The sequence below is a fragment of the Mycobacterium sp. DL genome, assembly GCF_039729195.1.
Classification (GTDB): Bacteria; Actinomycetota; Actinomycetes; order Mycobacteriales; family Mycobacteriaceae; genus Mycobacterium; species Mycobacterium hippocampi_A.
On the sequence record NZ_CP155796.1, the window covers coordinates 5,437,868 to 5,457,660 of the forward strand.

The 19,793-nt window shown below is 65.6% G+C and carries 23 protein-coding genes; 10 read left to right on the forward strand and 13 right to left on the reverse strand.

The features are described 5' to 3' along the window. The first annotated feature begins 25 nt into the window (after positions 1-25). From ABDC78_RS26050 to ABDC78_RS26090, 9 genes are all read left to right on the forward strand, one after another. Positions 26-1,060: a ferredoxin--NADP reductase gene (locus ABDC78_RS26050; protein WP_178357076.1), complete on the forward strand. Its 1,035-nt coding sequence runs from the start codon at positions 26-28 to the stop codon at positions 1,058-1,060. A gap of 27 nt (positions 1,061-1,087) precedes the next feature. After that, positions 1,088-1,831, forward strand: a complete 744-nt coding sequence (locus ABDC78_RS26055; protein ID WP_178357075.1) for an SDR family NAD(P)-dependent oxidoreductase — start codon at positions 1,088-1,090, stop codon at positions 1,829-1,831. Positions 1,832-1,887: 56 nt separating this feature from the next. Continuing rightward, positions 1,888-3,159, forward strand: a complete 1,272-nt coding sequence (locus ABDC78_RS26060) for an aromatic ring-hydroxylating dioxygenase subunit alpha (RefSeq protein ID WP_178357074.1) — start codon at positions 1,888-1,890, stop codon at positions 3,157-3,159. A 2-nt stretch (positions 3,160-3,161) separates the two neighbouring features. Beyond that, entirely contained in the window at positions 3,162-3,497 is a 336-nt protein-coding gene (locus tag ABDC78_RS26065; RefSeq protein ID WP_178357232.1) for a hypothetical protein, read from the forward strand. A gap of 38 nt (positions 3,498-3,535) precedes the next feature. Next, positions 3,536-4,381 (forward strand): TauD/TfdA family dioxygenase, encoded by an 846-nt coding sequence (locus ABDC78_RS26070; RefSeq protein ID WP_178357073.1) that lies wholly within the window; start codon positions 3,536-3,538, stop codon positions 4,379-4,381. 2 nt (positions 4,382-4,383) lie between these two features. Further along, positions 4,384-4,923 (forward strand): carboxymuconolactone decarboxylase family protein, encoded by a 540-nt coding sequence (locus ABDC78_RS26075; RefSeq protein WP_256735838.1) that lies wholly within the window; start codon positions 4,384-4,386, stop codon positions 4,921-4,923. Positions 4,924-5,022: 99 nt separating this feature from the next. After that, entirely contained in the window at positions 5,023-6,306 is a 1,284-nt protein-coding gene (locus ABDC78_RS26080; RefSeq protein ID WP_178357071.1) for a cytochrome P450, read from the forward strand. Beyond that, positions 6,303-6,494 (forward strand): ferredoxin, encoded by a 192-nt coding sequence (locus ABDC78_RS26085; RefSeq protein ID WP_178357070.1) that lies wholly within the window; start codon positions 6,303-6,305, stop codon positions 6,492-6,494. Before ABDC78_RS26080 ends, ABDC78_RS26085 begins: the two co-directional genes overlap by 4 nt. A gap of 20 nt (positions 6,495-6,514) precedes the next feature. Continuing rightward, the gene (locus ABDC78_RS26090; protein WP_178357069.1) at positions 6,515-6,799 is read left to right on the forward strand and encodes a DUF1330 domain-containing protein; all 285 of its coding nucleotides are present in this window, start codon (positions 6,515-6,517) and stop codon (positions 6,797-6,799) included. 94 nt (positions 6,800-6,893) lie between these two features. Here ABDC78_RS26090 and ABDC78_RS26095 read toward each other — a convergent pair whose 3' ends face one another. The 9 genes from ABDC78_RS26095 to ABDC78_RS26135 form a co-directional block, all read right to left on the reverse strand. After that, positions 6,894-8,099 carry a cytochrome P450 gene (locus ABDC78_RS26095; protein WP_178357068.1) on the reverse strand — a complete coding sequence of 402 codons (1,206 nt, stop codon included), beginning with the start codon at positions 8,097-8,099 and terminating at the stop codon, positions 6,894-6,896. Beyond that, positions 8,096-8,296, reverse strand: a complete 201-nt coding sequence (locus ABDC78_RS26100) for a ferredoxin (RefSeq protein ID WP_178357067.1) — start codon at positions 8,294-8,296, stop codon at positions 8,096-8,098. The genes ABDC78_RS26095 and ABDC78_RS26100 overlap by 4 nt, the downstream gene beginning before the upstream one ends. Positions 8,297-8,324: 28 nt before the next feature. Next, a complete protein-coding gene (locus ABDC78_RS26105; protein ID WP_178357066.1) occupies positions 8,325-9,527 on the reverse strand; it encodes a cytochrome P450 in 1,203 nt (400 codons plus the stop codon). 124 nt (positions 9,528-9,651) lie between these two features. Further along, positions 9,652-10,440, reverse strand: coding sequence for an NAD(P)-dependent oxidoreductase (locus ABDC78_RS26110; protein WP_178357065.1), 789 nt, complete (start codon positions 10,438-10,440; stop codon positions 9,652-9,654). Further along, positions 10,437-11,255: an NAD(P)-dependent oxidoreductase gene (locus ABDC78_RS26115; RefSeq protein WP_178357064.1), complete on the reverse strand. Its 819-nt coding sequence runs from the start codon at positions 11,253-11,255 to the stop codon at positions 10,437-10,439. The genes ABDC78_RS26110 and ABDC78_RS26115 overlap by 4 nt, the downstream gene beginning before the upstream one ends. Beyond that, entirely contained in the window at positions 11,256-12,134 is an 879-nt protein-coding gene (locus ABDC78_RS26120) for an alpha/beta hydrolase (RefSeq protein ID WP_178357231.1), read from the reverse strand. It abuts the gene before it with no gap. A gap of 14 nt (positions 12,135-12,148) precedes the next feature. After that, complete coding sequence (locus ABDC78_RS26125) at positions 12,149-13,795, reverse strand: OB-fold domain-containing protein (RefSeq protein WP_178357063.1); 1,647 nt, start codon at positions 13,793-13,795, stop codon at positions 12,149-12,151. After that, entirely contained in the window at positions 13,792-14,091 is a 300-nt protein-coding gene (locus tag ABDC78_RS26130) for a ferredoxin (protein ID WP_178357230.1), read from the reverse strand. The genes ABDC78_RS26125 and ABDC78_RS26130 overlap by 4 nt, the downstream gene beginning before the upstream one ends. An 8-nt stretch (positions 14,092-14,099) precedes the next feature. Then, complete coding sequence (locus tag ABDC78_RS26135; protein WP_178357062.1) at positions 14,100-15,395, reverse strand: NADH-ubiquinone oxidoreductase-F iron-sulfur binding region domain-containing protein; 1,296 nt, start codon at positions 15,393-15,395, stop codon at positions 14,100-14,102. Positions 15,396-15,431: 36 nt separating this feature from the next. Here ABDC78_RS26135 and ABDC78_RS26140 point away from each other — a divergent pair, with 36 nt between their 5' ends. After that, positions 15,432-15,914 (forward strand): hypothetical protein, encoded by a 483-nt coding sequence (locus ABDC78_RS26140; RefSeq protein ID WP_178357061.1) that lies wholly within the window; start codon positions 15,432-15,434, stop codon positions 15,912-15,914. A gap of 81 nt (positions 15,915-15,995) precedes the next feature. On the opposite strand, the gene ABDC78_RS26145 is transcribed toward ABDC78_RS26140, so the two are convergent. From ABDC78_RS26145 to ABDC78_RS26160, 4 genes are read right to left on the reverse strand one after another with little or no spacing between them, the layout of a single operon-like run. Continuing rightward, positions 15,996-16,874: an alpha/beta hydrolase gene (locus ABDC78_RS26145; protein WP_178357060.1), complete on the reverse strand. Its 879-nt coding sequence runs from the start codon at positions 16,872-16,874 to the stop codon at positions 15,996-15,998. Between the two features lie 26 nt (positions 16,875-16,900). Beyond that, positions 16,901-17,290, reverse strand: coding sequence for a Rieske 2Fe-2S domain-containing protein (locus ABDC78_RS26150; protein WP_178357059.1), 390 nt, complete (start codon positions 17,288-17,290; stop codon positions 16,901-16,903). Positions 17,291-17,293: 3 nt separating this feature from the next. After that, on the reverse strand, positions 17,294-18,439 hold the full coding sequence (locus ABDC78_RS26155; RefSeq protein ID WP_178357058.1) for an amidohydrolase family protein: 1,146 nt from the start codon (positions 18,437-18,439) through the stop codon (positions 17,294-17,296). 18 nt (positions 18,440-18,457) lie between these two features. Next, the gene (locus ABDC78_RS26160) at positions 18,458-19,591 is read right to left on the reverse strand and encodes an amidohydrolase family protein (protein ID WP_178357057.1); all 1,134 of its coding nucleotides are present in this window, start codon (positions 19,589-19,591) and stop codon (positions 18,458-18,460) included. Between the last annotated feature and the right edge of the window lie 202 nt (positions 19,592-19,793).

Below are 19,793 nucleotides of genomic sequence, written 5' to 3' on the forward strand. Positions count from 1 at the left end.
ACAAGTACTTGATATCATTGCCGGGATGGCCGAGGAGAGCACCACCGACGGATTCGCACCGCTGCGCGTCAAGCGCGTCGTGCGGGAGACCTCCGACGCGGTGTCACTGGTGCTGGATGTGCCCGAGCACTGCTCGAACCAATTCCGCTACAAGGCCGGTCAGTTCCTCACCGTGCGGGTCACCGTCGACGGCAGGGACCTGCGCCGCTGCTACTCGATGTCGTCGGCTCCGGTCGAGGACGAGCTGCGGATCACCGTCAAACGAGATCCCGGCGGCGTGGTGTCGAACTGGCTCAATGACTCCGCCGCTGCGGGTACTGAGCTGCAAGCCGCCCCGCCGGACGGCAAGTTCGTCCTCCGGGAGTGCGATTCGGCCGCGGCCGATCTGGTCGCGTTCGCGGGCGGCAGCGGGATCACGCCGATCATGTCGCTCGTCCGTACGGCGTTGGCCGATTCGTCGCGACGCGTCAGGCTCTTCTACGCCAACCGTGCTCGCGACTCGGTCATCTTCTCCGAGCAGTTGGCCCGCCTCGCCGATGCCAACGCCGACCGGTTGGTCGTCGAGCATCACTACGACGAGGACGGCGGCGTCGTGACACCGGCGGCCGTCGCACAGTTCGCCGCGGGTGCGGCGGACGCGGACTTCTACATCTGTGGGCCCGCGCCGTTCATGGCGACGGTGGAAAGTGCATTGCAGTCGGCCGATGTCCCCAAGGAGCGGCTCCACCTCGAGCGCTTCACCGTGGCCGAGGTCGCGCCGGAGGTGCTCCTCGACGCCGCGGACGCCACCGAAGAAGTCGTCATCGAGCTCGATCGTCATGTGACGACGGCGAGCTACCGCCAGGGCGACACGTTGCTGCAGACCGCACGGATGTCCGGGCTGCGCGCCCCGTCGTCGTGCGAAACCGGTTCGTGTGGAACGTGTATGGCGCGTGTGGTCGAAGGCACTGCGCGCATGCTGAACAACGATGCGCTGGAGGACGACGAGGTCGAGGAAGGCTGGGTGCTGACCTGTCAGACGCTGCCCACCAGCCGCAGGGTCCGTGTGGTCTATGAGTAGGAGCTCGAGGGTGATGGAGTGCAGCAGATGAGCCGCGTCGCGGTGGTGACCGGCGGTGCTTCCGGCATGGGTGAGTCGAGCTGCCACGAGCTCGCCCGACGGGGGCACAAGGTCGCGGTCCTGGATCTCAACGGTGCAGCGGCACAACGGGTGGCAGAGGAGTTGCGTGCCGACGGTGCGGCCGCGCTCGGAGTCGCAGCCGACGTGACCGACAGGGCTGCGGTCGAGGATGCGTTCGCCAAGGTGCGCACCGAGCTGGGGCCGGTGCACATCCTGGTGACCAGTGCCGGACTGGTGGACTTCGCGCCGTTCGTCGACATCTCGCCGCAGACCTGGCAGCGGCTCATCGACGTCAACCTCAACGGGACATTCCACTGCGCGCAGGTCGCGGTGCCCGACATGCTGGAAGCCGGGTGGGGCCGCATCGTGATGATCTCGTCGTCGAGCGCGCAACGCGGCTCGCCGGGGATGGCGCACTACGCGGCCTCCAAAGGTGCGCTGATCTCGCTGACAAAATCCCTTGCCCGGGAGTACGGCCCGGTGGGCATCACGGTCAACAACATCCCACCGTCGGGCATCGAGACGCCGATGCAGCACCAGTCCCAGGCCGAAGGGCATCTACCGCCCAACGAGCAGATGGCTGCCAGCATCCCGGTCGGTCATCTCGGCACCGGCGAGGACATCGCCGCCGCGGTCGGGTTCCTGTGCTCCGAGGAGGCGGGCTTCATCACCGGTCAGACCCTCGGCGTCAACGGCGGATCGGTGATGTGACGTGAAACGCGCAGACGTCAGCCGAACGGAAAGCTCACGACGACAGGGAGGTTCACATGGCTCGGTGGCCTAAGCCGCAAGAGGGCAGCTGGACGCAACACTATCCCGAGCTCGGGACGGGGCCGGTGTCGTTCCGCGACTCGACGTCGGAGGAATTCTACGAGCTCGAGCGCGAGGCGATCTTCAAACGCGCGTGGCTCAACGTCGCTCGTGCCGAGGAGCTCCCGCGCGTCGGGAGCTACCTGACGAAAGAGATCGAGGTGGCGAACACGTCGGTCATCGTCGTCAAGGGCCGCGACGAGCAGATCCGCGCCTTCCACAACATCTGTCGCCACCGCGGAAACAAACTGGTCTGGAACGACTTTCCGAGTGAAGAGGTCAAAGGCACCTGTCGCCAGTTCACCTGCAAGTACCACGGGTGGCGTTACGGCCTCGACGGCGAACTGAAGTTCGTTCAGCAGGCAGGGGAGTTCTTCGATCTCGACGAGCGGCAGTACGGGTTGAGCCCGGTGCACTGCGACGTCTGGAACGGCTTCGTCTTCATCAACCTCGACAGGGAGCCGCGCCAGAGCCTGCGCGAGTTCCTCGGGCCGATGATCACCGCGCTGGACGACTATCCGTTCGAGAAGATGACGGAGCGTTACGATTTCGTCGCGCACAACAACAGCAACTGGAAGATCTTCGCCGACGCGTTCCAGGAGTACTACCACGTGCCGTCGCTGCACTCGCAGCAGGTGCCGACCGAGGTGCGCCAGCCCAACGCGACCTTCGAGTGCGGGCACTTCCAGATCGACGGGCCGCACCGCCTGGTGTCCACCGCGGGCACCCGGCGCTGGTTGCTCGCCCCTGAATTCATGTACCCGGTCGAACGGGCAACGCAGAGTGGACTCGTCGGGCCGTGGCGCACCCCGGAAACTCACCAGTCGGCGGGGTTGAACCCGGGCAACATCGAGCCGTGGGGGATCACCAACTTCCAGATCTTCCCGAATCTGGAGATCCTGATCTATCACGGTTGGTACCTGCTGTACCGGTACTGGCCGACGTCGCACAACACGCACAAGTTCGAGGCGTACAACGCCTTTCATCCCGCGACCACGGTGCGGGAACGCGTCGAGCACGAGGTCGCCTCGGTGGTGCTCAAGGAGTTCGCGCTGCAGGACGCCGGCATGCTGGGCGGCACCCAGGCCGCACTGGAGTACGGCCTGGACGAGCCGATAGTCGACGACTTCCCGCTCAACGACCAGGAGATCCTCGTCCGCCACCTGCACAAGGTGGCCGTCGACTGGGTCCAGGAGTACAAGACCGAGCATCGCCCGGTGGGGGTGTGACCGTGTCAGGCAAGCGACTGCCCACCACGTTCGCCGAACTGGAACCGTTCGCCGACAAGTGGTGCCTGGCAACAGAACCCGAGCGGTGGGAGACCCGGCTCAACACACCGATGCCGGAGATCCACCAGTTCTACGACACGTTCTCGCCTCGCTTCGAGGAGGCGATCGACTACTGCGACAAGTTCGGCCTCGACGATCTTCCCGACGACGTGCTGAACCTGTTGCACCTGATCTACTCGATGATCATGGTGTCGATGGCCGTCGAGGTCTTCGGTACGCAGAAGCCCGCCGACTCCGCCGATGCCGTCATCGACCGCGTCAGTGCGCCGGTCCCGTGATCTCCCCTTCGACCAACACAATCGGGAAAGGACGGGCGATGAGCCTGCTGACGATCAACAAACTGACCGAATCGGTCGGCGCCGAAGTGGTCGGCGTCGACCCGGACCGCCTCGTGAGCGACGACTCGCTCGCCGACGCCGTTCTCGACGCGCTCGAACGCAACGGGGTCCTGGTCTTCCCCGACCTGGGCCTCGATCCCGAGGCGCAGGTGGCGTTCTGCACACGACTCGGCGAGGTGGACCACTCCTCGGACGGGCACCACCCGGTCGCGGGTATTTACCCGATCACCCTCGACAAGTCGAAGAACGCGTCCGCGGCCTATCTGCGGGCCACGTTCGACTGGCATATCGACGGTTGCACGCCCACCGGCGACGAGTGCCCGCAGAAGGCCACCGTGCTGTCCGCCGTTCAGGTGGCCGAACGGGGCGGCGAGACCGAGTTCGCCAATTCCTATGCCGCCTTTGAGGCGTTCAGCGAGGAGGAGAAGCACAGGTTCCAAGGGCTTCGCGTCGTGCATTCGCTGGAGGCGTCGCAGAGTCGGGTCAACCCGAATCCGTCGCCGGAGGAACTCGCGCGCTGGCGGTCTCGGCCGACACACGAACATCCGCTGGTGTGGACGCACCGCAGCGGCCGCAAGTCGCTGGTCCTCGGGGCCTCGGCGCACTACGTCGTCGGGATGGATCGCGACGAGGGACAGGCGCTGCTGGCCGAGCTGCTCGATCGCGCCACCCGACCGCATCTGGTGTACAGCCACCGGTGGTCGGTCGGGGACACCGTGATCTGGGACAACAACGGTGTCCTGCACCGGGCGGCGCCTTATGATCCCGATTCGCCGCGGGAGATGTTGCGTACCACTGTGCTCGGCGACGAACCGATCCAATGACGATGACGTTCACCCCCCGCCTGGAGCCACTGCCCGCCGACGACTGGGACGACGACGTCCGTGACGCGGTGCGCCCGTTGCTGCCCGTCGCGCGGGCCAACCCCCGCGACGCCGGCAACGTGGTGAGCACTCTGGTCCGCAATCCGGGGCTCACGCGCGCGTACCTCGAGTTCAATGCCCATCTGCTGCTGCGCTCGACGGTGTCCTCCCGGGTGCGCGAGGTGGCGGTGCTGCGTGCGGTGCACCTACGCCGGTCGCAGTATCTCTGGGACCACCACGTGCCCATCGCCGAGCGGGCCGGCCTCACACCTGAGGAGATCGAGGCCGTCCGCGGCGGTGAGGTCACCGATCCGGTCGACGGGCTCGTCGTGCACCTCGTCGACGAAATCGACGATTCCAGCACGCTCACCGACGCCACATGGTCGCAGCTGCAGCAGCATTTCGACGAGCAACAGATCCTGGATCTGCTGTTCACGGTCGGTTGCTATCAACTGCTGGCCGTCACGGTGAACGTCCTGGGCGTCCAGCCGGAAGGGCACTGAGGCCGGTCTTCGTTGACGGCACGCAGCCAGTGTGAAAACCTGATACCCAGGAATGAGAATCACGTTCTCGTGACGAGAGATCGTCGGAGCGGAGCAGGCATGGCGGAAGACCTCACCACAGTCGACTTTTTCAGAGACAGTCGGCTGACGGACGACCCGTACACGTTCTACGAGGCACTGCGGAACAAGTGCCCGGTCAGCCGGGAGGACCATTACGGCGTCACGATGGTCACCGGCTGGCAGGAGGCCGTCGACATCTACAACGACTCGGAGACCTTCTCGTCGTGCATCTCGGTGACCGGGCCGTTCCCCGGCTTTCCCGTATCTCTGGAGGGCAGGGAGAACGACGACCTGACCGACCTGATCGTCGAGCACCGCGATGAGATCCCGTTCAGCGACCAGCTGCCGACGCTGGATCCGCCGACGCACACCAATCATCGCGCCCTGCTGATGCGGCTGATCACGCCCAAGCGCCTCAAGGAGAACGAGGACGCGATGTGGGGCCTCGCCGACGACATCCTCGACGACTTCCTGGCGCCGGGTGAAGGCGAGTTCATCAAGGGCTTCGCCGGCCCCTTCACGCTGCGGATCATCGCCGATCTTCTCGGCGTGCCCGAAGAGGACCGCGCCGACCTCCTCGAGCGGCTCGCCCGCGGCACGCACGGCAGCGCGGTGGGCAATGCCGAGAAGACGATGAACAAGACGCCGCTGGAGCACCTCTACGAGGTGTTCGCCACCTATGTCGAGGAGCGTCGCGCCGAACCTCGCGACGACGTGCTGACCGGACTGGCGACTGCGACGTTCCCCGATGGCACCATGCCCGAGGTCGGCGATGTCGTGCGCGTGGCCACCAATGTCTTCTCCGCCGGACAGGAGACGACGGTGCGGCTGCTCAGCACCGCGCTGAAGGTGTTGGGGGACCGCCCGGACATCCAGGCCAGACTGCGCGAGGACCGCAGCCTGCTGGGCAACTTCATCGAGGAGTGCCTGCGCATCGAGAGCCCGGTGAAGGGCGACTTCCGGTTGTCGCGGTGCCCGACGACCGTCGGCGACCAGGCGCTGGGTGCCGGCTCGACGGTGATGGTGATCAACGGCGCCGCGAACCGCGACCCGCGCCGCTTCGAGGATCCGGACAGCTTCGACGCCGAGCGCAAGAACGCGCGTCAGCACCTGGCGTTCGGCCGGGGAATCCACAGCTGCCCGGGTGCGCCGCTGGCCCGCGCGGAGACCCGCGTCGGCCTGGAGCGACTGCTCGACCGGACGACCGACATCCGGATCTCGGAGAGCAAGCACGGCCCGGTGGGCGACAGGCGTTACCAGTACATCCCGACCTACATCCTGCGCGGGCTGACCGAGCTGCACCTGGAGTTCGACGTCAGATGAAGGTCACGGTCGACGAAGACCGCTGCGCCGGCCACGGAATGTGCCTGACGCTGTGCCCCGAGGTTTTCGAAATGAGTGACGACGGTTGGGCGGTCGCGGACCCCGGCGATGTGCCCCCGGGGCTCGAGGCTGCCGCCCGCGAGGCCATCGACAACTGTCCCGAGCACGCTATCCGCGAAATCAGTTGACATACAAGGAGATACGGTAAGTGGCCAAAGGTTATGTGATCATCACCGAGGACATCAAGGACGCCGCCGGGATGGCCGAGTACGGCAAGCTGGCCAGCCAGACGATGGGCAACGCCAAAGTGCTGGCATTCGGTCCCCCAGCCGAGACGCTCGAGGGGCAGTGGCACGGCACCCAGACCGTGCTTCTGGAGTTCGAATCCGTCGAGGATGCCAAGCAGTGGTACTACTCCGACGAGTACCAGGCAGCTGCCAAGCTGCGTCAGGCGGCCGCTGACTGCAACGGGGTCATCGTCTCCGGCTTCTGAGTGGCGGGGGTCCTGCTCCTCGTCCGCGGAATAGCGTTCCTGGTTGTGGTTGCAGGCGAATTCACAGCCAGGAATGCTATTCCGCGGGGAAGCCCTAGCCGAGGATTCGCACCGGCACGTGCGACCAGCCCGCGACGTTCTGCATCGCCACCCGCCGGCAGTCGTCCCACAGCACCTCGTAGCGCGGCATGGTATCGAGCAACCGCTCGAGTGCGATCGCGGTCTCCATGCGTGCCAGCGCTGCTCCCAGGCAGCTGTGCACGCCGTAACCGAATCCGAGGTTCTGCGCCTCGGTGCGGTCGCGGTCGATGTCGAACGCGTCGGCGTCGCTGAACGCCTCCGGATCTCGATGCGCCGAACCGCCGAGCAGGAAGACGGGCTTGCCCTCCGGGATCGTGACTCCGTGCAACTGCACCTCGCGCATCGAACGCCGGACGTTGTAATGCACGGGCGGCTCGAAACGCAGGAGCTCCTCCACCGCGGCCGGGATCTTGCTGCGATCGTCGAGCAGCTTCTGCCACTGGTCGGGGAACCGGGCGAACGTCACCGCGGCGTTGCCAACGAGCTTGGTGACCGTCTCGGCGCCCGCCCCGCCGAGAAGTGTTGCGAACCCAGCGATCTCGAAGTCATCGAGGGACTCCATCTCGCCGTCCTCGCGCTCGATCTCGGCGGCGACGAGGCGGCTGAACATGTCATCGCGGGGTTCGGCCCGGCGCTCCTGGATCAGGCTGTAGTACAGGCCCATCGACTCCGCGATCGCCTGCATGCCTTCCTCGGACATGTCGATCTGGCCCGGCTCGCGGTGTAGCGAGGTATCCACCCATTCGCGCACCTTCTGGCGGTATTCCTCGGGCACTCCGAGCATCTGGGTGATGACCTCGACCGGAAAGAACGCGGAGAAATCCTGCACGACGTCGAAGCGGCTCGTGTCGGCCCCGTCGAGGTAGCGGTCGATCGTCTCGGTGACCATCGACCGCATCGCCTGAATGGCCCGTGGGGTGAACACCTTGTTGACCAGGCTGCGCATCTGCCGGTGTTCGGGCGGATCCATCAGGATGATCATCTTCGCGGCCATCGGTTCCTGGGACCGGATGGTCGCGAGATCCAAGCCGTACGCCGACGAGTACGTCGCGAAGTCCTTGTACGCTGCGGCGACGTCCTCGTGGCGCGACAACGCATAGAAGTCGTGCTCGGCGTTGTAGTACACCGGCGCTTCCTCACGCATCCGCCGGTAGATCTCCCACGGACCGTTGAAGAACTCCTCGGAAAACGGGTCGAAGACCAGTTCGGTTGCGGTCATTCGTCTTTGAGGTAGATCGCCTGGCGCGGGCACTGCCGCACAGCTTCCTTGACCTGCGCCTCGTTTTCGGGCGTCACCTCATCCTGCAGCACATGCAGGTAGTCGTCGTCGTCGAGATCGAACACCTCGGGGATGATGCCCATGCAGACCCCGTTGCTCTCGCACAGCCCGAAGTCGACTTCGATCTTCTGAGTCATCAGCGATCCTGCTTCGCTTCTTGCTGGTTCACTTCAATACCTTCACCGGGACATGGTGATAGCCGGCGACGTTCTGCATGTTGGTCCGCTCCAGTCCGTCGAAGTCGACCTCGAAGCGTGGCATGAAGTCCAGTAGGTACTCGAGAGCGATCGCGCTTTCCATGCGGGCCAACGCTGCCCCGAGGCAGCTGTGGATGCCGTAGCCCAGCCCGAGGTTCTGCGCCTGGCTGCGGTCGCGATCGATGTCGAATGTCTCTGCGTCGTCGAAGGCCCGGGGATCCCGGTTGGCGGAGGCGCCCATCAGGAAGACCGGCTTGTGTGCCGGAACCGTGCCGTTGGGTAGCTCCACATCCTTCACGCTGTATCGGACGTTGTATTGCACCGGGCCGACGTAGCGCAGCAGTTCCTCGATCGCTGCCGGGATCTTGCTGCGGTCGTCGAGCAGCTTCTGCCACTGCTCGGGATTGCGCGCGAACTCCACCACTGCGCTGCCCATCAGCTTGGTCACCGTTTCTGCGCCCGCGCCGCCCAACAGCGCAGCGAAGCCGGTGATCTCGATGTCATCGAGCATGCGATTGGTGCCGTCGGGTCCGGGGATCTCCGCGGCGATCAGCCGACTGATCATGTCGTCTTGCGGGTTCTTCCGGCGTTCCTGCACCAGCCCGTAGTAGTAGATGCCCGACTGCATGTTGGCCTCCATGGCCTTGTCGCTGAGCTCCATCTGTCCGGGCTCGCACTCCAGGCCTTTGTCGATCCAGTGCCGGACCTGCTGGCGAAATTCCTCCGGCACGCCCGCCATCCGGGTGATCACCTCGACGGGGAAGGGGGCGGAGAAGTCCTGGACGATGTCGAAGTTGTTCGGATCGACCTTGCTCAGGTAGTGCTCGACGAGCTCGACGACCGTGTCGCGCTGGGACTGGATGGCGCGGGGCGTGAACGCCTTGTTGAGCAGGCTCCGCATGTGGCGATGGTCCGGCGGGTCCATGAAGATGATCGACTTCTGCGGCGGCACGCCGGAGCGGATCTGAGGCAGATGGCACCCTCGGGCGGACGAGAAGGACTCATGGTCCTTGAACGCCGCCGCCACGTCCGCGTGCCGGGTCAGTGCGTAGAAGTCCTCGTCTTCGTCGTAGTAGATCGGGGCTTCGTCGCGCATCCGCTGGTATATCTCGTACGGATTCTCGAAGTAGTCCGCCGCAACTGGGCTGAACACGAGTTTTGGCTTGGTCACTGGGTCCTCCTCGGCGCTGCGCGCAGGGCCGAATGCATTACGGAAACCTGGCAGATTGTAATGCGTACAGTATGCGATAGATCACCTCGAAAGTCAGCTGAATCGCCGAGTGTCCCGGTCCAGGTCACGCCGTCACCCCACTGATCAGTGTTTCGAGTCCACCCAGGTCGACGCCCAGTTCAGCGACAATGTCACGCACGACGGCGATGTCCTTGCCGATGAACTCGCCGACACGTGAGATGAAGGCGTCGGCCGACCCGGCCGAGGCGACCATGGACAGGACACGGCTCTGCGCGCTCCCGTGGGTCAGGGCGTTCAGCAAGCGACCTTCGTCGATGCCGAGCCGGGCGCCCAACCGCATGCCTTCGGCGACGAGTCCGATCTGCGCGGCGAACATCGTGTTGTTGATCAACTTCACCAACTGCCCTGCCCCCGTGGGGCCGACATGCAGGATCGGGTCGCCGTAGGCCTGCAGTGCCGGGCGGACCCGGGCGACGGCGTCATCGGCACCGCCGACGAACAGCGTCACCGAGCCCGCGGCGATGTCGTGGGGGCCGCCGCTGACGGGTGCGTCGACGACGTCGACGTGGTCGAACCGTTCGGCGATGGTCTGCGCGGTCCGCGGGCTGCCGGTGGTGTGCAGGATGAGCGCGGCGCCCGGGCTCATTCGAGCCACCAGGTCACCGTCCAGGCAGAGCTGCCTGACCTGATCGTCGGTGAAGACACAGACGATGACGGCGTCTGCGGATTCGGTCACCGCCGCGGTGTCGGCGACGGCGTGTGCACCGAGTGCCTCGACAGCCGAGCGCTTTTGGTCGGACCGGCCGAGCGCCCGCACCTCGTGGCCGGAGTCGACGAGTCGACGCACCATCGGCGAGCCCATCCGACCGACGCCGACAAAGCCGGTCTTCATCTCGAATGGTCCATGAGCGTCAGCGCCGTGTCCGCCACCTCGAACACGCTGCCCTCGGGTGCCGACGCGTCCGCCGCGAGGCTCGCCGCGTGCCGCACGTCCTTCTGCAGCAGCGCCCCCGCGATGGGGGCCAGCCCTTCGAGGGTTCCACCGAACATCGTGATGCTGCCGACCGCCTTGCTGGTCGCCGAACCCCGATGGAGGACCTCGCACAGTCGGTCCCGCGGGATGCCGAGCGCGTCGCCCAACTCCAGGGTGCTCATCGCCGCGCCGAGGTTCGCGCTGAACAGCAGGTTGTTCAGGATCTTGGCGACCTGACCACTGCCCAACCCGCCGAGGTGGACGATGGCATCGGAATAGGTGGCGAAGACCGGACGCACCTTCTCGACGACGTCGTCCTGGCCGCCGACCATGACCATCAGCGTGCCCTGTTCGACGGCCGGAGCGCCGCCGCTGACCGGCGCGTCGATCAGCGTGACCCCCTGTGCCGCAGCAATTTCCGCGAGCTCGCGGCAGGTGTCGGGATGGATCGTGCTGTGGATCGCGACGATACCGCCGGGCTCGAGTCCGGCGAGCACCCCTGCGTCGCCGGTGAGCACCTCGCGGACGTCGTCGTCGCCGACGACACACAGGCACACCAGGTCGCAGGCAGCGGCGAGCTCGGCCGGCGTGGCCGCCACCCTGGCCGCTGTGTCGGCATACGGCTCGACCGATGCGGCCCTGCGCGCCCAGAGCGTCAAGTCGAAACCGCCCTCGACGATCCTGCGCGCCATGGGTCCGCCCTGACTGCCCAGCCCGATGAATCCGACCCTCATCTACGTGCCTCCGCTTGATTCCCGATCGCGGCCGCGAGCGTCCGCGATGCATTCCTCGATGAACGACGTCACCCTGTGGTGGTAGGTGTCGGCGGTCAGACCGACGCTGAGATTGTGTCCGCTGTCTGCCATCTCGTTGACGAGTACGCGCGGGGATGAGGTGAACAGCGCTGCGATCGCGGCGCGCGCGTCGGGCGTGGACTCCCAGACACTTTCGTGGTCGGCGACGCTGAACTGAACCGGGACCTGCACGCGCGCGGCGATTTCAGGGAAGTCCCGTCGTGCCCAGTTCGCCGTCACCTCCGCCTCGTAGGCGACCCCGGGGGCCGCGAGCGCTCCGGTGAGGACCTCGCGCGGGTAGAGCTCCGTCGGTTGCCACAACAGGTCCCGCAGCCCGGCGGGGCGCGAGGTGAGCGTGGCTGCGCTGATGATGTTCTTGGCGGTCTCGCTGTACCGCAGCCCGGTTCCGGCCACCTCGACGCCGAGCACCTCGGACCCTGTTGTCGCCATCCGCAGGGCGAGCTCGCAACCGGCGGAATGCCCGACGAGGAACAACCCTGCGCCGCGGTCACCGTCGGCGAGGACCTTGTCCACCGCCGCGAAGGCGGCGTCGACACGCCGGGAGGCGTCGCCGAAATCGTTCGCGTACACCGCCGAGGCTCCATACCCCGGCCTGTCCAGGGCGATCGTCGTGAATCCCGTTGCCGCAGCGGCACGCAACAGCGACAGCCTGGGCTGGCCGGGGCAGTCGAAGTACGCGGCAGACGTGGCACCGCCGTGTACGGCGACGATGACCGCGCGGGGTTCGGGTGCCTGTGAGACGAGCGCCGACATCGGTACCCCGTCGACCAGCACGACGCGGGGGCGCGGTGCCGGCATCACGTCGGCGGCCGTCACCCGTCGGTCCGCAAGAGCATCACGCCGCTGGGGGTCAGCCCACCGCTGCTGGCCACCGCGACCCGGGCACCGGGGACCTGGCGCTCACCCGCATCGCCGCGCAGCTGGGTGACCGCCTCGTGGATCAGCCCCATGCCGTGGGTGCGGCCGTGAGACAGCTGACCGCCGTGGGTGTTCAGCGGAATGACGCCGTCACGGGCGATGGCCTTGCCGCCGTCGAGGAAGTCCTTCGCCTCGCCGATACCGCAGAAGCCCAGTCCCTCCAGCCAGGACAGACAGTTGAACGTGAACCCGTCATACAGCTCGGCGACGTCGACATCCTTGGGCCGCAACGATGTCCGGGACCACAAGTGCGCGGACTGGCCGAGCACCTGGGGCTCGTGGGTGAGCGTGGTCTGATCCCAGTCGAGACGCTCGATGATCTGGGTGCCGACGGCCTCGAACCGCACTGGCGGTTTGGCCAGGTCCTCGGCCGCGTCGACGGCAGACACGATCACCGCGACCGCACCGTCACACGGGACGTCGCAGTCGTACAGGCCGAACGGCGTGGTGATCATCCGTGCCGACAGATAGTCGTCCATCGTCATGGGATCGCGATAGATGGCGGTCGGGTTCAGGGCGGCGTTCGCACGCTGGTTCAACGCGATCCAGCCGAGAGTCTCGCGAGTGGTCCCGTAGCGGTCGAAGTGGCGGCTCGCGTTCTGCGCCAACACGTGTGCTGCCGAGATCGCGCCGAACGGATGCTGCCAACTGGAGGTGCGCGCACCCATCGGAGGGGACATCTTGCCCTCCTTGACCAGCTGCCCGAACGTCGCCTCCCACAGCGTGCGGAAGCACAGCACATGGCGGGCCATCCCGGTGGACACCGCCATCATGGCCGCGATCACCGAACCGCCGGGGCCGAACGTGTCCATCCCGCCGTTGATCCAGGTGGGACGCAGGCCGAGAGCGCCTTCGAGCGCACTGACGCCGCCCTCTCCCATGCCGGCCATGTCGAGTCCCGGATAGGTGGACAACCCGTCGATGTCGTCAAAGGTGAGTCCCGCGTCGGCGACCGCCTGTTCGCACGCGGCGATCGTCAGCGACAGCGGGGCCACCATCTGCCTGCGGCCGATCGTGGACATGCCGATGCCGGTGATCGCCGAGTGGTCTTCGAACTTCTTCGTGGTGAGCATCGGCCGGACGTGTTTGGCGAACTGCTCCGGCGGAATCTCGTCGGTGGGCAGCGCCGTGGGCGCGGCTTGGTCGGCCGCGGGCGTGAACAGCGGCAGCCAGACATCGTCGACCTGCTGGAACTCCACCTCGACGGGCTGGCCGATTGTGAGGCTGTCGGGATCGGCGCCGATGATGTTGGTGGTCAACCGAACTCGGGGATCCTCGAGGAGTGCGACCTCGGCCACCACGTAGGGCGGCGGCAGATCCGGAAAACCGAAGCGATGGTTGACGGTCAGCCCCGCCAGCGTCGCCCTGCCCGAGACCACCCGCACGCCCATCGTCGTTTCCCGGCAGTACCGGCACACCGGAGCGGGAGGATGGATCAGGGACTGGCAGCTCAGACACTCCTGGATCCTGAGCCGTCCGTCGGCCCCGGAGGTCCAGAAGAACTCGTTCTGCACGGTGAGTTGTGGCAGTGGTCTTGTCAACGGACGAACTCCGAGATCGCTTCGCTGTCCTCGCTGTTCAACTGAGGCTCGATGGCCTCATCTGAGTCGGCCGACGGCGGCCGACCGCCCAGTGGCCCGTGCTCGCCGAGCTCGGTGATCGCGTGCACCGGACAATCCAGCAGCGCCCGGAGCACCGCGGCTCGATCGTCACTGGAGACGGTTCCATCACCGATCAACGACGCATAGCCCCAGTCATCGAGCGAGAAGTACCCGGGGGCGTGCTTGGCGCAGATGCCGAACCCGTCGCACAGCGTTCGGTCCAGTCGGATCTTCATCGGCTCGCTCACGAAAACGCCTCCACCTCGTAGGGCCGTAGCGCGTGGTACACGTGGGCGCGGCACGCATCACAGTCGCCGGCCAGATGCCTTGCGACGTCGGCGGGGAAGGCCCGCAGCAGGCTGGCGGCGACGTTGGTGGCGGCATCCAAAGTGGCGCAGGCGCCTCGTCCACGCAGGACCACAGACCAACGCTCCAGCCGGGTCATGTCCTCCTCGGTAGCACTGCCCTGTCGCAGTGCATCGGTCACCGCGGACATCGCCGCGGTGCCGTTGAAACACGAACCGCACTGCCCGGCGTTCTCGCGGTCGAAGTAGGCCATCACCGATGCCGCGACCGCAACCGGGCAGTCATCGGTGATCACCGCAACGGCGCCGCACCCCAGTCCGCTGTTGAGCCGGCGCATGGTTTCGTGGTCGAGCGTGGCGTCCATCACCTCACGGTTGAGCAGGCCCGCGAAATACCCGCCCATCAGCACGCCCTTCACTTGGTCGGCGGAAACCTGTTGGTGTTCCAGTAGTTCGGCGAACGGTGTGCCGAGGGGTAACTCGTACAACGTCGGAGGTCGGCCGCCGCCGGTGACGGTGGCCAGGAACGTACCGGGGGAGGCGGACGTACCCTCTGCTCGGTAGGCGTCACTTCCATGGCGCAAGATGAATGGGAGGTTGGCCAGCGTCTCGACATTGCTGACCAGCGTGGGCAATCCGCCGACGCCCTTCTCGAACGGCCGGGGGGGTTTGTCGGTGGGCTTGGCGGGGCCACCGTTGACGGCGCGCACCGCTGCGGTCTCCTCGCCGGCCACATATCCGGGGTCGACGCTGACCACGGTGACCTGCGCCGCAATCGACGGTGCGGCGTCCAGGGCGGTGTTCAGCTCATGAGCGGCCAGTGGGTCCGAGACATACACGTGGGCGCGCTCGGCACCGACGATGCGTACGGCCAACCGGACGCCGTCGAGCACGATGTGCGGGCGGTAGCGCATGAGCCACCTGTCCTTGACGGAGGCGGGCTCACCCTCCTCACCGTTGGCGAGCACGACCGTGGAACTCCCGGCACGACCGGCGTCACGGACCGTGCGCAGCTTCACCGCAAGGGGGAACGCGGCACCGCCGCGGCCGAGCAATCCACACCGATCGATCTCTTCGAGCAGAGCGTCAGGATCGCCGAGATCCTGATAGCCGCCGGACTGCGCGTACGCGGCGTAGTCTTCAGCGGTTTCGGACAGTCGCAACAGTCGAGGCTGGAGCCCCGGCCAGACGGCAGTCGCCACCCGGGTGGCGAACCGATTGTCTGTTGCGGTCATGACCGGGCCTTCCTGCCGGCGGATAGGGTGGCGGGCATGAGAACCGCGGTGGTGCGAGTCGACGTCGACCCCTCGGCGCAGCTGAGCGCGGCCGAACTACGCGACGGCATGGCAACCCTTTCCGAACTGGCTGCCGAACTCGGCATACAGGTCGTCGAGGCCGATCTCGCGGTGATGCCGGCCAGTCGTCGGCAGGTGGAAGTGCTCATCGCCGGTGACGACCCCGACGAGCTGAAACGCACCGCGGTCGGCCTGTGTCTGCGGGCATTCGGTGATTTCGGCTCCGAGCCGTCAGCGGGTGTACTCACATATGTCAGCAGGGGAACCGATGACGATGCCCACGGTGTGATGGCGGGCCTCGGGGTACGCGGCGACATCGAGCGCGTCACAACCGACAACGGTTGGGACATCGTCAAGGTGACGCTGCTGAGGTCGGACGTGCAGCGGGTGCCCGAAAGTCGGGTGCACACCGCTTTGGAAGCGTCACTCAACTGCGAAGTGCAGATCGTCATCGTCTGAACCTCGCGAATGTGGTCTTCGGAGAAGGAGCAGCACCGCGCTCCATACCCCCGGCCCCCGCCAAGCGATTCGGCGGGAGCGTCATTTCGACTTCTTCAAGAAATCGAGGATCGCGGGTGCGGCCTGCACCCAGGTGTCGAACATGTTGAAGCGCTTGACTTTTCCGGACGCCCGCGCCTCCCCGGCGCGCTCCCAGGCATCCTCGGGCCACGGCGGGTCGATGACCTTGGAACCCTTGATCAGGCAGCTCACCTCCAGCGATGTGCGCTTGGGGTGGTCGAGGTCGTTCTCGCCGCCTCTGATGATCAACGTGGGCACCTCGATGTTGTCGAACATCTCGTCCTCGACACCTGGGATGGTCTGGCCGGGCTTGGGGACAAAGGCGTTGAGCCAGCGCATCATCAACTTCAGGAACTGATCGGGATCCTGGGCAAGAATGCGAGCCTCGTTGTCCGGATTCTCGGCGATGCGTTCCTGCCACTCCGCGATCTGGGCGACGGCCTTCATGCCGGCGCCGCGGACGGCAAGGATGTTCGGCACGATGTAGTACGACCCGAGCACGAAGGAGCCGTACACCCCGCCGACGATGTTCCACACCACCAATTTCTTGACCAGCTCGGGGTAGAGCATCGTGGTCAGCATCGAATCGCGGGCCCCGCCGGATCCACCCGCGATGATGCACGGACCGATGTCCAGCTTGGTGATCAACTGCTGCAGTGTCTCTGCGCGCATGTGGGATTCGCTCTGACCGTAGAACTGCACGTCGGACTTACCGCAGTTGGGCCGGTCCCACAACAAGACCCGATATCCGCCATCGACGAGTTTGCGCGCCAGCGGTTTCAGCCCGGGAATGTCCTTGCTGAACCTGCCACCGGGTGTGAGGACGATGAATTCACCCTCTTTGCCGAGGATTTCGTAGACGACGTTACCGCCGTTGATCTCGATCTTCTTGTTGGGCAACTGTTCCCTTTCGGCTCCGGCCGCTTCTAGGCCTGGACGAGCACGTCGTTGCCGACGACCCGGACGGGATAGGTGCGGATACTCCACTCAGGCTTCACCGCGGTGGTTCCGGTTGCGAGCTCGAAACCCCATTGATGCCAGGGGCAGAAGATGAACTCCAGATCGCGCACCATCACCGCGTCACCGGGCACGCTGTCGTCGACGATGTTGCGGCCACGGGCCCGACCCGAGCACAGGGGGCCACCCTCGTGCGGACAGTAGTTGGCGATCGCATAGAACGTGCCGTTGACGTTGTAGACGCCGACGCCATGACGGCCGATCGGTACGAGTTTGTGTGTACCCGAGGGAATCTCGTCGACAGTGGCGACAACGTGTTCGCGCCCCTGCGCCAAGCGGGGCGTCTTGTCCTTCTCCATCGGTTAGAAGACCCGGACCTGACCCTCGAGCGCGGGCACGGTGTCCGGCACATTCGTATAGGTGGCCATCCCGTTGCGGAACATGATGGCTTCGCGGGCATGCTCGGGCAGGTGCTTGACCAGCCAACGGGGGTCGTCGAAAGTCCAGTGCGGGTAGTCGCTGGAGAAAAGCAGGATCTTCTCGCACTCCATCCACTCGAAGGCCCGCGTCAACTCGGTCTTGTCCTCGGGATAGTCCAGCGGCTGCGTGGTGAACTTGATGTGGTCCTTGACGTACTCACTGGGCTTGCGCTTGATGTCGACCCAGGGCTTGCGCGCCTCGTAGAGCGCGTCCATGCGCCACATCAGCGGCAGGATCCACGTGAACGCGTGCTCCACGAACACGATCTTGAGCGTCGGATGGCGGTCGAACGTCCCGTCGAAGATCAGGCTCATCACCTGGTTCGCCGCCAGCAGCGAGTACGTGACCATGAAATCGTGGTTGTAGCTGGGCAGCCCGACCGGCGGCATCGGCAGTTCGTCGTAGTGACTTCGCGACAGGTGGCAGCTGACGGGGATGTCGTGCTTGGTGGCTGCCGCCCAGATCGGGTCGTACTTGGGGTTGCCCCATGACGGGCGCGGCTCGGCTTTGATCAGGATCTGCGACATGTAGGGGTGACCGGCCCAGTTCTCGATCTCGGCGACGCTGTCCTCGGGCGCTTCGATCGCCACGCAGATGGAGCCGCGCCAGCGTTCGTGCCAGTTGTTGTGGCTGTCCAGCCAGTGATTGGCCTGCCAATGATTCAGTGCGACGGACATGGCGTGCTGGGCTTCGGGGATCCGGGCTGGGTACGCGGCAGGTTCCAGGATGCAGATGTCGGCGCCGGCCTCCATGATGAGCTGCTTGAACGCCAGATCGGGGTCACTGCAGGCGAACTCGCCGTCCGGGGGGAAAGTGTCCAGGCGCATCGCATACGAGTGCGCATAGTCGGGGGCGTCGTAGTAGATCTGGTCGCCGACCTTGTGGGTGCCGAAGTACTTGCTTCGCCACGGCTCGGGGATGTACTGACCGAGATCGCCGCTGCGCGGCGCCGGGTGCACATCGGAGTCCACACACCGAACAGCGATCCGTTCGGCGGCGGGTACCCGTGGATTGGCGGTAGTGGTCATGACGGCCTCCTCGTCCCTCTACTGTGCCGCAGCCGCGGATGCCACGGATGGAGATGCGGCAACTTCGATGCCGTAGAGCTCTGCGGCGTTGCGCCAGCACAATTTGTCGCGTTGTTCGGCGCTGTAGGCACTGGGTACCGACAGCTCGTTGAGTTGCCAATGCGGGTAGCTCGACCCGTACATCACCATGTCGTCCTTGCCGGTGAACCCGGCCCATTCCCCGGCGAAGTCGACATCACCAGGGCCGTCCAGGCTGCCCTGCACGAAGAAGACGTGGCCGGGCAGGTAGTCGCTGGGCATCTTCGGTGCCCACGGTGTCTGCTCCAGGTGTGGTCTGCCGAAACAGTCCATCCGCCACATGAACGGTGTCAGCATGTCCGCGGCGCCGTCGGCCCACACCAGCTTCAGCGCGGGATTTCTCTCGAAAACCCCCTCGGCGATCATGTTCATCAGGTGATAGAGGAAGTTCAGCGCCGTGAAACCGACGAACTGCTCGTACGTGCGGGTCAACCCGTTCGGAGTGGGTGGCAACATGACACCGGACCCGACCTCGAAGTGCACGGCGACCGGGAGGTTCGCGTCGACCGCGGCTTCCCACAGCGGCCAGTACTGTGGCTTGCCGTAGAGCTCGCGGGACTGCAGCGGGATGCCCAGTTGAACCACTCGGGGGTGGTCCTTGTACTTGTTGATCTCGCGCAGTGCACCGACGATGTCATCCGGATTGACCCGTATGGTGCCGCGGAATCTGTCGCCGAACTCGGCGTGGTCCAGCCAGCGGGTCACCATCATCTCGTTGTGCGCAGCGGCGATCGCGGTACCCAGATGCCGATCCGGCATGATGCCGCGCGTCATCGGATGGAGGATGGCGATGTCGACACCGCGCTCGGTGAACAGGTGCTTGGCAGCCAGCGCAGGGTCCGAGCCCGGATATTCACCGTCGGGTCCTTCGGTGCCCTCGGCGTACTCGCCGCCCGGGGCGCCGTACCAGTCCATCTCGTAATCCGGGAAGCCGCGGCTTCGGAACGGCTCTTGCATGAACGTCTTGCGCAGGTCCTTGTTGGACTGGGTGAAGATGTGCACGCTGGTGTCGATGACGGGAACCTCCACCGGGTCGGCGTCGACGCCTCCCGCCCCGTCACTGAATGCCTTCACGCGAACTCCATCCTGTTCTCCGCACGACCAGTGGCACGGTCGCCGCTACTAGCAGTGTAGATCCTTGTTCTTCATAAGCAAGAACTCAGTTCTCCAGCACATCGCTTACCATCTGCGCTGGTAGAAGTCATTGCTGGTCGGTCGCTCAGCTTCTCGCTGGCGAAAATGATGACGCATCTGGCGAGAACGTCGACACCGATCA

Excerpts from the sequence above, each read along its gene's own strand:
- ABDC78_RS26155 (WP_178357058.1), bottom strand. The coding sequence starts at position 18,439 with ATGACCACTACCGCCAATCCACGGGTACCCGCCGCCGAACGGATCGCT.
- ABDC78_RS26070 (WP_178357073.1), top strand. The coding sequence starts at position 3,536 with ATGAGCCTGCTGACGATCAACAAACTGACCGAATCGGTCGGCGCCGAA.
- ABDC78_RS26140 (WP_178357061.1), top strand. The coding sequence starts at position 15,432 with ATGAGAACCGCGGTGGTGCGAGTCGACGTCGACCCCTCGGCGCAGCTG.
- ABDC78_RS26110 (WP_178357065.1), bottom strand. The coding sequence starts at position 10,440 with ATGAAGACCGGCTTTGTCGGCGTCGGTCGGATGGGCTCGCCGATGGTG.
- ABDC78_RS26080 (WP_178357071.1), top strand. The coding sequence starts at position 5,023 with ATGGCGGAAGACCTCACCACAGTCGACTTTTTCAGAGACAGTCGGCTG.
- ABDC78_RS26120 (WP_178357231.1), bottom strand. The coding sequence starts at position 12,134 with ATGCCGGCACCGCGCCCCCGCGTCGTGCTGGTCGACGGGGTACCGATG.
- ABDC78_RS26050 (WP_178357076.1), top strand. The coding sequence starts at position 26 with ATGGCCGAGGAGAGCACCACCGACGGATTCGCACCGCTGCGCGTCAAG.
- ABDC78_RS26060 (WP_178357074.1), top strand. The coding sequence starts at position 1,888 with ATGGCTCGGTGGCCTAAGCCGCAAGAGGGCAGCTGGACGCAACACTAT.
- ABDC78_RS26115 (WP_178357064.1), bottom strand. The coding sequence starts at position 11,255 with ATGAGGGTCGGATTCATCGGGCTGGGCAGTCAGGGCGGACCCATGGCG.
- ABDC78_RS26075 (WP_256735838.1), top strand. The coding sequence starts at position 4,384 with ATGACGTTCACCCCCCGCCTGGAGCCACTGCCCGCCGACGACTGGGAC.
- ABDC78_RS26085 (WP_178357070.1), top strand. The coding sequence starts at position 6,303 with ATGAAGGTCACGGTCGACGAAGACCGCTGCGCCGGCCACGGAATGTGC.
- ABDC78_RS26055 (WP_178357075.1), top strand. The coding sequence starts at position 1,088 with ATGAGCCGCGTCGCGGTGGTGACCGGCGGTGCTTCCGGCATGGGTGAG.
- ABDC78_RS26150 (WP_178357059.1), bottom strand. The coding sequence starts at position 17,290 with ATGGAGAAGGACAAGACGCCCCGCTTGGCGCAGGGGCGCGAACACGTT.
- ABDC78_RS26130 (WP_178357230.1), bottom strand. The coding sequence starts at position 14,091 with ATGAAGATCCGACTGGACCGAACGCTGTGCGACGGGTTCGGCATCTGC.
- ABDC78_RS26100 (WP_178357067.1), bottom strand. The coding sequence starts at position 8,296 with ATGACTCAGAAGATCGAAGTCGACTTCGGGCTGTGCGAGAGCAACGGG.
- ABDC78_RS26135 (WP_178357062.1), bottom strand. The coding sequence starts at position 15,395 with ATGACCGCAACAGACAATCGGTTCGCCACCCGGGTGGCGACTGCCGTC.
- ABDC78_RS26095 (WP_178357068.1), bottom strand. The coding sequence starts at position 8,099 with ATGACCGCAACCGAACTGGTCTTCGACCCGTTTTCCGAGGAGTTCTTC.